We start from the raw sequence: 11,646 nt of genomic DNA, 5'->3' as shown, positions 1-11,646 counted from the left end.
ATCAGAGCAGCGGTTCTCTCCGAGCAGAGCTACTCGACGATGCCGGGCTTTTCGCGTCAGGCTAGCCTGATGCGCCCTCTCCCGCGCAAAGGAATTCCTCCGCCCGAGGAGATGTTCTGCGAGGATTCCGGCATGACCCACGACGTGGACAGTGCGGACCTCTCCGGGGGCGGAATCGGCCTCCGGCTGCCGCGGCGCCCGGATCTCGGAGCGGTGTTCCCGATAGCACACTCGGCGCGGATCATCGATGCGGCACTGATGGGCCTGATCATCCATCGACTCTCCGTTCCTTTCCTTCCGGGATCCTTTCCGGCCGCCCAGACCGCGGTTATCGGACTTCTTCTGATCAGCCTCTTCCGCCGTCCTCCCCGCTCTCTCCGGGCCGTCGGCTGGTATCCCTTCCTCTGCCTCGGTCTCCTCGGCTTCGCCGTCGTGATCTCGGCGGTGAACGGACTCGATCTCGAGCGGAGAGCGGGCAACATCGGCCTGCTGATGCTGATGGCCGCCTTCCTCGCCAGCGGCCGGATCGACGTCGCCTCCGCGATCAAGGGCATCGGCGTGGCCCTGACCCTGAACGCCGCGCTCTTCGCCGCCGGCGTCGCCCCGGACGCCTACCAGGGCGCGCTCACCGGCTACCTGCAGGACAAGAACGTCGCCGGGCTCTACTACGGTGTCGCCGCCCTGCTCCTCGCGGCGACCGTCCAGCGCCGGTGGCTCCGGATCGCGGTGCTCGCCGCCGCGGGCCTCGCCGTCGTCGCCACCGACTCGCGCACCTCGATGGCCGCCTACGCCTGCGGGATCCTCTGGCTCGTGGTGACCCCGCGGCTGGGCCTCGCGTTCCGGGCGCTCACCGGCGTCGGCATCGCGGCGCTCTTCGTCTGGGCCGAGGCGAACCTGTCCACCGCGGGCGTCTACGGCGTCGAGCGGGCCGGCTCCGACGCGCTCCGCGAGAGGATCCTGCAGGCTTCCTTCGACCGCGTCGCGCTCGCGCCGTGGAGCGGCGGCGGGCTCGGGACGGCGACGGCCGACGTCGACGGCATCGCCTGGTTCTTCCACAACTCCTACCTCGCGCTGCTCGCCGAGGGCGGCGTCGTGCTGCTCGTCGGGGTCCTCGCGATCTACGCGGTGGCGGGGTTCGGGCTGCTGCCGCGGCGGCCCGAGACGTTCGCGCGCCACGCGGTCGGCGCGGCGACCGTCGTGGTGCTGCTCTGCGCGACGCAGCTCGGCGAGGTGTTCTTCGCGCCGATGTCCTTCGTCGTCGTCGGCGCCGGGCTGGCGCTGCTGGCCGAGCGGCGGCCGGAGGCGGACGCGGACGCGCTCCCCGGTGCCGAGTTCCCCGGGACGGCGCTCCCCGGGACCGAGATCCCGCTGACCGAGCACCCCCGCAGCTAGCGCCCCGCGACCTCGCGGAGCACGGCCCGGACGTCGGCCCACATCCGCACGGCGTTCGCGTCGGCGAGCACCCGGGCGCGCCCCGCGCGCGCGACCTCGGCCCGGCCGGCGGGATCGCCGAGCGCCGCCTCGACGGCCGCCGCGACCCCCGCCGGATCGTGCATCGGCAGGCCGAACGCCGAGACGCCGTCCTCGAGGTAGCCCGCCATCGCGGCGCTCCTCGTCACCGCCGCGGCGGTCCCGCAGCCGGCCGCCTCGAGCAGCACGCTCTGCCCGGTCGGGTACGCCAGCTCGTGAGTGGGGACGACCACGAGCTCGGCGTCGCGCAGGTTCTCGCGGTGCTCCGCGACGGGCACGGGGGCGTGCAGCACGACGTTCGGCGGCAGCGACCCGCCCGCGAGCCGCTGCGGCGCGGTGAAGACGTCGAAGCGCCGGTGCGGCAGCAGCGCGGCCGCGGCGACGAGCGTGCCGAAGTCGCGCCCGCGGTCGACGCCGGCGGCGAGCACCTCGAAGCGCTTCGGCCGCCCCGGGCCGGGCGTGTAGTAGTCGGCGTCGACCCCGAAGCCGACGGGGACCACCTTCCGCTCGTCCACCCCGTGCCGGGTGAAGACCTCGCGCTGGTTCGCGCTCAGCACGAGGATCCGGTCGACGCCCTCGAGCGCCCGGAGCACCCGGCGGCGGCGCTCGGGACCCCCGGACAGCAGCTCCTCCGCCCACCAGCAGGAGAGCGCGACGAGCGGCGTCCGCGCGTACGGCGGGATCCCGGCGCGGCGCAGCAGCGCGGGGAACTCGGCCTCCGGCTCCAGCACGGCGAGCACCACGTCGGCCGAGGCGACGGCCTGCAGCGAGCGCAGCTGGGTGTCGAGCGCCAGGCCGGTGCGGTGCTCCAGCACGTCGCGGAGCTTCACGTGGGCGGGATGCACCGCGTGGCCTCTCGCGAGGAGCCGGGTGCTCTCGTCCCGGAGGAGATCCGCGCGATAGGGAAGACGTCCGCGGAGAAAGGGCTCGCCGGGTCGGGCGAGGATCGTCGAATGCTTGAGGAAGAGCCCGAGGATCCGGAGCGGCCGGATATCCGCCTCCTCCGCGAAGGGAATTCCAGCGGATGTCCCGTGATTCATCGTTCCGATTCCCTTTCCTCGAGAGATCGCAGAAGCAGTGCCAGTCGATCCGCTCCCGCGGCGGGCGAAAAGTGATCACTCCATCTCCGCCACTTCTCTTTCGTACCGTCCTCTCCGTCTCCTCTCGTCGAGGCCGCGATTGAGACGGCGATAGAAGCGGCCAGAGCATCGGCGTCATCCGCCGGAGAGATGGCGCTGATCGACGGACCGACGACCTCGGGAAGCGCTCCGGCGTCGCTCACCAGCACCGGTGTCCGCGCGGACATCGCCTCCGCCGCGACCAGTCCGAAGGACTCCGGCTCGATCGAGGGCACCACGACGAGATCGACCCGGGCGAAGAAGTCCGCCGGGGCCAGCCAGCCCGGCCTCTCCACCAGCGCGGCGACCGGGACGAGAGCCGACTCGACCTCGCGGCGCTCCCGCTCCGAGACGAAGCGCGGCTCGCCGGCCAGGAGCAGCCGGTAGGCCCCGGGCTCGGCCGCGTCGAGTCGCGCGAGCGCCGCCGCGAGCACCCGGACGCCCTTGGCGACGGACGGACGACCGAGGAAGCCGAGCACGACCGGGCCGTCCCCGCGCTCGTGCCGCGCCGTCGGCAGGACGGGCGCGCACCAGTTCGGCAGCACGGTGGCGCCGCGGACGAGGTCCGCCAGGTACCGCGACGGCACCAGCGTCGCCAGCGCCCCCGCCCTCGCGAGCGGCACGAGCGCGCGCTGCAGGCCGGACGGGCGCTGGTGCAGGTGCACGATCCGGCGCGGACGCCCGGCCGTCGCCGCCGCCGGCACCAGCCCGTTGCACCAGAGCACGCCCCGGCGGGACGACGCGTCCCAGCGCCGAAGGGCACGCATCCACGCGCGCCGGCCCGAGGCCTCGAGCTCGACGACCGGGTGGCCGGCCGCGCGGGCCGCGGCGACGAGGCGGCCCGGCTGCGACGGCCCGACGACGGTCACCGCGACGCCCTGCTCCTCGAGGGCCGCGGCGATGCTCAGCAGCATCACCTCACCGCCGCCGATGTCGCCGTTGTTGGTGGCGAGGACCACCCCCTCGCTCCACAGCCCCCCGCCGGCGCGCCCGCGAGCCTCCGTCATCCGCCACTCCCCGCTCGATCCGCGACCACTCCGGGCCCGACTGCTCCCCACGGTAGGACGACCGGGCGCGCGAGGAGGGCGACTGGGATACTGGCCGGATGGAGCTCGTGACCGTTCTCTTCGCCGAGGAGGCGGTCCCGCTGCTGACGGCGTTCGTGCATCGGCGGGCCGAGACGGCCGGGCTGCGCGCGCTGGCGCTCAAGGGCCCGATCGCCGATGCGGACGGGCTCCGACCGCCCCGCGCCTCGGGCGACGTGGACGTGCTCGTGCCGCCGGAGGACGCGCCCCGGCTGGTCGCGCTGCTCGCTGGCGACGGCTGGACCGAGCGCCCCTGGCCCGACGCGCCGACGCTCGCTCAGAAGCACTCGCGCAGCTACCGGCACCCGGACTGGCCGGTCGACATCGACGTGCACTGGCGCTGGCCCGGGTTCCTGGCACCCGCGGCGGAGGCGTTCGAGAGCCTCTGGAGCCGCCGGCGCACGGTCGAGATCGCGGGCCGTCCGGTGGCGACGGTCGGCGTCGCCGACATGGCCCTGATCCTGGCGCTGCACTCGCTCCGCGACGCCTGGCAGATCACCGATCCGCGGCGGACCGGGCCCTCCGACTACGAGCTCCTCGTCGACGCGGTCGCCGCCCGCCCCGCCCTGCACACCCCGCTCCGCGACGCGGCGGAGTCGCTCGGCGCCGTGCCGACCGCCGCGCCGTTCCTGCACGCGCTCGGCGTCCCGGCCCGCGCGGGCGAGGCCCCGGCCGATCAGCTGCGCGCCTGGCGGCTCGGCGCGCTCTCGCGGCACGCCGCGGCCGGCTGGGTGGAGGCCCTGCGCGCCGCCCCCGCAGCACGCCGGCCGGCGCTCCTGCGCCGCGCCCTCTTCCCCTCCGGCTCCGCCCTGCGCGCCGCCGACCCGAGCATCGGACCGCGCCGCCGCGACGCCGTGGCGGGCTGGTGGCGGCGCTTCCGCCGCGGTGTCCGCACGGCCCCGGAGGCCTGGCGACTCCTCCGGCAGGCCGACCACGGCGCGGATCGGACCCCCGCATGACCCGGGACCTCACCATCGCGCCGTTCGGTCTCGGCGTGCGCCTGAGCTTCGACGACACCGTTCCCGACGCCCTGATCGCGAGGTTCCAGGAGTCGTGGAGTGACGTGACCGACGTCGCGGAACGCCCGGGCTCCGCGCACCGGGTCTCCCTGACCGAGCCCGAGGGCGTCGCGGGCGTCATCGCCCAGCCGACGGAGGAGGCCCTCGCGGAGCACCTCGGCGCGGCGCTGACCGTCGCCGCCGTCGACGCCTGCCGCGGGCGGCTGCTCAGCATCCACGCGTCCGCCCTGGCCCTCCCCGACGGGCGGGTCGTCGCGTTCACCGGCCGCCCCGGCGCGGGCAAGTCGACGCTGATCAGCCTGGCCGGGCGCCGCTTCGGCTACCTCACCGACGAGACGGTCGCCGTCCGCCGCGACGGGACGGTCCTGCCGTTCCGGAAGCCGATCGCCCTGCACGCAGGCGGCTCCGGCTGGAAGCGGCACCGCTCCCCCGCCGCGTCGGGGATGCTCCCGCTGCCGGACGCGCCGCTGCGGCTCGCGGGGCTCTGGCTGCTCGCCCGCGACGCCGACGGACCCGACGCGCCGGTGCTCGAGGAGCTCGGCTTCGACGAGGCGCTGCGCGCGCTCCTGCCCGAGCTCAGCTGGTTCGCCGAGCTGCCGTCGGCGCTGCACCGCCTCGCCGCGCTGGTCGACGCGATCGGCGGCGTGCGGCGGCTCCGCTACCGCGAGGCGGAGTCGGTGCTGCCGCTCCTGGACGGCGTCGGCGAGCCGGCGGTCGTCGTCGAGGGGCCGGTCGTCGTCGAGGAGCCGGAGCGCGCGGCGTCCGCGGAGGGCGCTCCCGGCGGCCACCGCCGCGACGCCGGCACGGAGTGGATCGAGCGCGACGGCGTCGTCTCCTGCCTGCGCGGGAGCCTGGTCGAATCGCTGACCGGCATCGCTCCGGCGCTCTGGCGCACTCTGGAGCGGCCGACGAGCCTCGAGGAGCTGACGGCGGCCGTCGTCGCCGAGCACGGCGCGCCGCCCGACGGCGACGCGCGCGCGGCGGTCGGGACGGTGCTCGCCGAGCTGGTCGAGCGCGGACTCGTCGAGCGGGTCACGCCCCGGGCATGAGACCGGGCGGCGCGCCCTCCCCCCGGAGGACGCACCGCCCGCAGCATGCCGCCCGACCGGCACCACCCGATCAGAACCACCCGATCAGGACTGAAGGGGCTCCCGAGCCGCCGGCTCGGAGCCCGAGGGCTCAGGGCTGCGGGGTGTTCTCGCCGACCGAGCCTCGAGCGAGGAACAGGTCGAGCAGGTTCACCACGCCCAGCGCCCGGATGTACAGCGCGGCGACGTCGAACCGGCGGGCCGGCAGGCTGTCCCAGGCGGCCGGCCCGGGCGGGTTCGTCGAGCGGTTCTGCGCGTTGACGTCGATGTTGATCAGCGTCGTGAGCGCGGAGAACAGCGGGGTCAGCAGGGCCGACTGCACGGAGGCGATCAGCGGCGTGAGCGTCGTGTTGAGCAGCGTGTTCAGCAGACCGTTGATCGTGCCCACGACCACCCCGGTCGCCGCGGAGAGCGGAACGCCGTTGACCAGGATGTTCGCCTGGAGCCGGGTCGTCAGCGTGCTGACCAGCGCGGTCGTGAAGGTGTTGATCGCGGCGGCCGGAAGCGCGAGGTTGTTGTCGACGAACAGCGTGGAGTTCGGCGGCAGGCTGTTGAAGTAGGCCGAGTAGGTGCCGAACGGCGTGTTGCCGGGCTGGCCCGGCGCGGGGCCCAGCAGCGACAGGAGGTCGACCGTGATCGTGGCCGGCGTGACGCCGAGCTGCGCCTGGATCGGCTGGGCGCCGCCGGGGATGTTGCCGGCGAAGATCGCCGTGCTGTTCACCGTGATCGGGAGGACCGGCAGCGACAGCGCGGACACCGCGCCGAGCGTCGCCGTGACCGCGGCCACGATCGACGCGAGCACCGGTGACGCCAGCACCAGGTTCAGCCGGGTGACCTGGTAGTCGCGCTGGATGTTGAGCGTGCTCGGCACGCAGGCCGACTGGATCGCGGCGCGGCCGGTGACGGCGCCGATCTGCAGCCGGAGGTCGGTGACCTGCCCGACGAGGGTCGAGGCGAGCGTCCCGCCGATGCCGGTGAGGATCCGCCGCAGGTCGAGGGTGGCGAAGTCGGGGAAGGTCGCCGAGGCCGCGTTCAGCTCGAGCTGCCCCTGATTGTCGACCGCTCCCGCCGCTCCGCGGCTGGTGCCGTCGATGTTCGCGAAGGCGTACTGGTCGAGGACGCCGACCCCGGCGGGCGCGGCGACCGACAGCAGCGTCGAGAGGGCGCCGGTCAGGCCGGTCGCGTTGATCTGCAGCGTGTTCAGCGCCGCGACGCTCGTCGTCCCGAACCGCGTCGAGGTGGGCGTGCTCTGGTCGGGCACGAGCGCGCGCTCGCCCTGCAGGGTGGCGACGTTGTCGAGGTTCACCCCGCCGAGGAATCCGCTCAGCAGGATGCCGCGCGCCTGCGCCCGGAACAGCGTCCCGACGGGGTAGCAGCTGACCGAGGCCGCGGAGGCGGACTGCGCGACCATGATCGCCGGCACCGACCAGGCGGCACCCGCGACGACCGCGCGTCGAGTGACCCCGAGGCCGTTGCTCCCGGGCTTCCTGGTCTTCTTCTCGCTGATCCCGGAGGATTCGAGCGGATGAGACTCCGTCATGTGCGGCCCTTTCCCGGGATGCTCGACAGATCACCCTCGTGGTGGTGTCGGTGGCGAATGTAGCGAAGGAATTCCGGGGAGAGAGCCTCTGGCGGATTTCTACTCCTCCTGGCGCTGATGCGCGGTGACGGAGGATCGGAGACAATCGTCTCTCCGAGTCGCATTCCGATATCGGCTGCGAAAAGAGGAGAAGCGGATGCTGCCAGCCGATCCCCGCGCGCGCCGCTGGCGCCGGCATCCCGACACCGCGTTCGTCGACGACGGCGATCGCGTCCTGGTGCTCCCCCTCCGCGCCTCGCCGCTGGGCGGTCCCGCCGCCCTGCGGGCGAGCGTCGCGGAGACCTGGCGGGAGCTCGGCGACGACCCGCAGGACTTCGCCGTCCTCGCCTCCCGTCTCGCCGAGCTGCACACCGCCGCGGCCGCGGAGATCGAGGACGACCTCGCCGCGATGCTCGCCGAGATGGAGCAGCTGCTGCTCGTCGAGGGCTCCGACAGCGGCGACGCCTGGGCCGCCCGGTGAGGGCGAGCGTGATCGTCCCCAGCTACGCGGGCGCCGACCGGCTGCCCCGCCTGCTCACCGCCCTCGCCGCGCAGTCGCACGCCGAGCTCGAGGTCGTCGTCGTCCTGGACGGCGTCGTCGACGGCAGCGAGCGCGTGCTCGACGGCTTCCCCGTCCGCCGGGTCGTGCTCCCGGAGAACCGCGGGCGCTCGGCCGCCCTGAACGCCGGCTTCGCGGCGGCGACCGGCGCGGTGCTGATCCGCTGCGACGACGACCTCGAGCCGCCGCCGGGCTGGGCCGCCGCGCACGTCGCCGCGCACGCGGGCGATCCGGTCGGCGTCGTCGGCCTCTGCCCGAACGCCTACCCCGACTCGGCCTACGCCCGCGCCTACGGCCGCGACGCCGACGCCCGCTTCCGCGCCCACGCGGCGGCCGCTCACCCGGAGAGCACCTGGCGGCTCTGGGGCGGCAACGTCTCGGTGACCCGCGCCGTCTTCGACCGGGTCGGCGGCTACGGCACCGAGTACCGCGAGTACGGCTGGGAGGACGTCGACTGGGGCTACCGCCTGCACCGGCTCGGCCTGCCCGTGCGGCTCGTGCCGGGCGCCGAGGCCCTGCACCACGGCGCCTCGACGAGCACCGCGATCCGCAGCCGGCGCGCGTTCCTCTCCGGCGCGGCGCGGCGCACCTTCGAGCGGCTGCACCCGGAAGAGGTGGGCCCGCCGGCCCCGCCCGCCGGAGTCTGGGACCGCGCGGTCGGCGCGCTCGCCCGCGTCGAGACCGAGGAGCGACTCGCCCGCCTCGCCGGCGGGATCGACGCCGTCCTGCCCGCCGTTCCGCGGGCGATCGGCCGGAAGCTGGTCGCGCTCGCGGTCGAATCGGCCGCGAGCGCCGGCTACCGGCGGGCCGCCCGGCGCTGATCCGCGGCCCGAGCGGCAGCGCGCGCGAGGTGCTTAGGTGGCGCGCATGCGAGTGCTGTTGATCGGCGGGGCGGGCTACATCGGCAGCCACACCGCCGTCGCGCTCCTGGACGGCGGGCACGAGGTCCTCGTCGTCGACGACCTGTCCCACTCGAGCGCCGGGACCGTCGAGGCCGTCGAGACGCTGACCGGAGCGCGCGTCCCGCTGCTGGTCGCCGACGCGAGGGACGAGGAGCGGGTCGCCCGCTTCGTCCGCGAGCACGGCCCCGTCGACGCCGTGGTGCTGCTCGCCGGGCTCAAGGCGGTGGGCGACTCGGTCGCCCGGCCGCTGGAGTACTACGCCGTCAACCTGGGGCTGGCGATGGCCGCCTTCTCGGTCGCGGCGGCCGCCGGCATCCGCACGATCGTCTTCTCCAGCTCGGCCGCGGTCTACCGCGGCGACGGGCCGATGCCGCTCGCGGAGGAGGCGCCGACCGGGCTCGACCTGGCCAACCCATACGGCAAGACCAAGCGCGTGATCGAGGAGATCCTCACCGACCTCGCCCGCGCCGATCCCGGCCTGCGCGCCGTCAGCCTGCGCTACTTCAACCCGGTCGGGGCGCACCCGTCCGGGCTGCTCGGCGAGGACCCGGACGGGGCGGCGAGCGGGCTGATGCCGCTGGTCTCGCGCGCGGCGGCCGACCCGGAGCGGGCGGTCGACGTCTTCGGCGACGACTACGAGACGCCGGACGGATCGGGCCTGCGCGACTACATCCACGTCGCCGATCTCGCGGCCGGGCACGTCGCCGCGCTCGAGCACGCGGCCGCCGGCCACGCGGTCTACAACCTGGGCACGGGGACGCCGACCAGCGTCCTGGAGCTGATCGCCGCGTTCGAGGCCGAGAGCGGCGCCGTCGTCCGCCGGCGCACCGCCGCCCGCCGGCCCGGCGACGTGGCCGCGAGCTGGGCCGACCCGGGCAAGGCCGCCCGCGAGCTGCACTGGACCGCGACGAGGACGATCGGCGAGGCCGTGCGCGACCAGTGGAACCGGCAGACGGCCGGCCGGACGCTCGCCCGCTGACCCTCCCGACAGTCGCTCCGATATCGGCGGAGAAGGCGATCACCGACGATTGTCCGGCGATTCTCGACAGCTTTCGAATGCTCATCGAGTCGTGATGAATGAGGAAGAGGAACGGCCTCCGTCATTCTGCGACGGCTCCTCTGTCTTCTTCTTCTCCGGCGATATCCGGCGATTAGCCTCCAAGGCATCGTGACCCCTCTGACGGGGGCAGCGGGCTGATGTGAGATCAGCATTCATCACGGGGAACGGGGCCCATCATCACTGCCTTCATCGAAGTGACCGATCGGCAGCGAGCGAGCGCGGCGACCGGTCCGGGCCTCATCGTGCACGAGTGGGTCGAGCGCCGCGGCGGAGCCGAGCGCGTCCTCGAGGCGATGACCGAGGCCTTCACCGACGCCGACGTCCGCGTGCTCTGGAGCGACGCGGACGCGGTGGTCGGCCGTCCCGTCACCGAGTCGTGGCTCGCGCGGACTCCGCTGCGCCGCCACAAGATCCTGGCCCTGCCGGCGATGCTGCCGACCTGGCGCCTGCCGCTCGGCGCGGCGCACGAGTGGGTGCTGGTGAGCTCGCACCTCTTCGCCCACCACGTGCGGACGACCGCGCCGACGAAGAAGCTCGTCTACGCGCACACCCCGGCCCGGTACATCTGGGAGCCCGACCGCGACGGCCGCGGCAGCAGCCGGTCGGCCCGCGCCGCCAGCATGCTGCTGAAGCCGATCGACCGCCACCGGGCCGGCGAGGCGACCTCGATCGCGGTCAACAGCCGCTTCACCGGCGAGCGGGTCGCCGACGCCTGGCACCAGCCGTCGCGCGTCATCTACCCGCCGGTGAACACCGAGGTCCTCCAGGCGATCACCGACTGGCGGGCCCCGCTGAACGACGACGAGCTGCGGATCCTCGACTCCCTCTCCCGGCCGTACCTCCTCGGCGCGTCCCGCTTCGTGCCGTACAAGCGGCTGGAGAAGGTGATGGACGCGGGCGTGCGGACCGGGCTCCCCGTCGTCATCGCCGGGCACGGGCCGTGGGAGGCGCGGCTGCGCGCCTACGCCGCGGAGATCGCCGCCGACGTGACGTTCGTGATCTCGCCGTCGGACGAGCTGATCCGCGCGCTCTACGCCCAGGCGCTCGTCTACGTCTTCCCCGCCGTCGAGGACTTCGGGATCATGCCCGTCGAGGCGATGGCCTGCGGCACCCCGGTCATCGGCACCGACATCGGCGGCGTCCGGGAGAGCGTCGCGCTCGCCGGCGGCGGCGTGACCGGCGACCTCGAGGGCCGCGCCGACTGGAACGACCTGCTGCAGCGCGCCACCGACCTCGACCCGGCCTGCTTCCGCGAGCGCGCCGGCGTCTTCTCCCGCTCCCGCTTCATCGAGGAGCTCCAGGACTGGGTGGCCGAGCAGCTCGACTGACGCCCGGCCGTGGCCCGACGAGCGCGGTGCTGCCCTCCCAGCTGACCGACCAGCGCGGCCTGCTGGCCTTCATGCTGATCGACCAGCGCGGTCTGCTGGCCTTCATGCTGATCGAGTAGCCCGCGCAGCGGGCGTATCGAGATCCACCACCGTCAGAACGCGAGTCTGCAGACCCGCCCTGCTGACGACGCCGGGTCTCGATACGCCCCTCCGGGGCTACTCGACCAGCATGAGCGCGCGCCGCATCGTCTCTCGACGAGCGCGGCCCCTCATGCTGATCGAGTAGCCCGCGCAGCGGGCGTATCGAGATCCACCACCGTCTGAACGCGACTCTGCAGACCAGCCCTGCTGACGACGCCGGGTCTCGATACGCCCCTCCGGGGCTACTCGACCAGCATGAGCGCGCGCCGCATCGTCTCTCGACGAGCGCGGCCCCTC

At 74.2% G+C, this 11,646-nt stretch carries 10 protein-coding genes; 7 read left to right on the top strand and 3 right to left on the bottom strand.

Annotated elements, in window-relative coordinates:
- Positions 1-132: 132 nt before the first annotated feature.
- Positions 133-1,392 carry an O-antigen ligase family protein gene (locus EDF17_RS00685; protein WP_123444706.1) on the top strand — a complete coding sequence of 420 codons (1,260 nt, stop codon included), beginning with the start codon at positions 133-135 and terminating at the stop codon, positions 1,390-1,392.
- On the opposite strand, the gene EDF17_RS00680 is transcribed toward EDF17_RS00685, so the two are convergent.
- Both EDF17_RS00680 and EDF17_RS00675 read right to left on the bottom strand, forming a co-directional pair.
- Positions 1,389-2,315: a glycosyltransferase gene (locus tag EDF17_RS00680; RefSeq protein WP_123444705.1), complete on the bottom strand. Its 927-nt coding sequence runs from the start codon at positions 2,313-2,315 to the stop codon at positions 1,389-1,391. The genes EDF17_RS00685 and EDF17_RS00680 overlap by 4 nt on opposite strands.
- 191 nt (positions 2,316-2,506) lie before the next feature.
- Complete coding sequence (locus EDF17_RS00675; protein ID WP_123444704.1) at positions 2,507-3,595, bottom strand: glycosyltransferase family 4 protein; 1,089 nt, start codon at positions 3,593-3,595, stop codon at positions 2,507-2,509.
- 98 nt (positions 3,596-3,693) lie between these two features.
- Here EDF17_RS00675 and EDF17_RS00670 point away from each other — a divergent pair, with 98 nt between their 5' ends.
- The gene (locus EDF17_RS00670) at positions 3,694-4,632 is read left to right on the top strand and encodes a nucleotidyltransferase family protein (protein WP_123444703.1); all 939 of its coding nucleotides are present in this window, start codon (positions 3,694-3,696) and stop codon (positions 4,630-4,632) included.
- Positions 4,629-5,741: a PqqD family protein gene (locus tag EDF17_RS00665; protein ID WP_123444702.1), complete on the top strand. Its 1,113-nt coding sequence runs from the start codon at positions 4,629-4,631 to the stop codon at positions 5,739-5,741. Before EDF17_RS00670 ends, EDF17_RS00665 begins: the two co-directional genes overlap by 4 nt.
- Positions 5,742-5,871: 130 nt before the next feature.
- Here the strand turns inward: EDF17_RS00665 and EDF17_RS00660 are convergent, their stop codons facing one another.
- Complete coding sequence (locus tag EDF17_RS00660) at positions 5,872-7,320, bottom strand: choice-of-anchor G family protein (RefSeq protein WP_123444701.1); 1,449 nt, start codon at positions 7,318-7,320, stop codon at positions 5,872-5,874.
- A 196-nt stretch (positions 7,321-7,516) separates the two neighbouring features.
- On the opposite strand from EDF17_RS00660, the gene EDF17_RS19675 reads away from it, so the two are divergent.
- The 4 genes from EDF17_RS19675 to EDF17_RS00645 all read left to right on the top strand — a co-directional run bounded on the left by EDF17_RS19675 (position 7,517) and on the right by EDF17_RS00645 (position 11,208).
- The gene (locus EDF17_RS19675; protein ID WP_166649568.1) at positions 7,517-7,840 is read left to right on the top strand and encodes a hypothetical protein; all 324 of its coding nucleotides are present in this window, start codon (positions 7,517-7,519) and stop codon (positions 7,838-7,840) included.
- A gap of 8 nt (positions 7,841-7,848) precedes the next feature.
- Positions 7,849-8,739: a glycosyltransferase gene (locus tag EDF17_RS00655; RefSeq protein WP_166649567.1), complete on the top strand. Its 891-nt coding sequence runs from the start codon at positions 7,849-7,851 to the stop codon at positions 8,737-8,739.
- Between the two features lie 46 nt (positions 8,740-8,785).
- A complete protein-coding gene (gene galE, locus EDF17_RS00650) occupies positions 8,786-9,799 on the top strand; it encodes a UDP-glucose 4-epimerase GalE (protein WP_123444699.1) in 1,014 nt (337 codons plus the stop codon).
- Between the two features lie 275 nt (positions 9,800-10,074).
- Complete coding sequence (locus EDF17_RS00645; protein ID WP_123444698.1) at positions 10,075-11,208, top strand: glycosyltransferase; 1,134 nt, start codon at positions 10,075-10,077, stop codon at positions 11,206-11,208.
- Positions 11,209-11,646 lie beyond the last annotated feature (438 nt).

This window comes from Rathayibacter sp. PhB1, from assembly GCF_004362935.1.
Taxonomy (GTDB): domain Bacteria; phylum Actinomycetota; class Actinomycetes; order Actinomycetales; family Microbacteriaceae; genus Rathayibacter; species Rathayibacter festucae.
The sequence above is the reverse complement of the archived record's forward strand: the minus strand, read 5'-3'. Positions and strand labels throughout refer to the sequence as shown.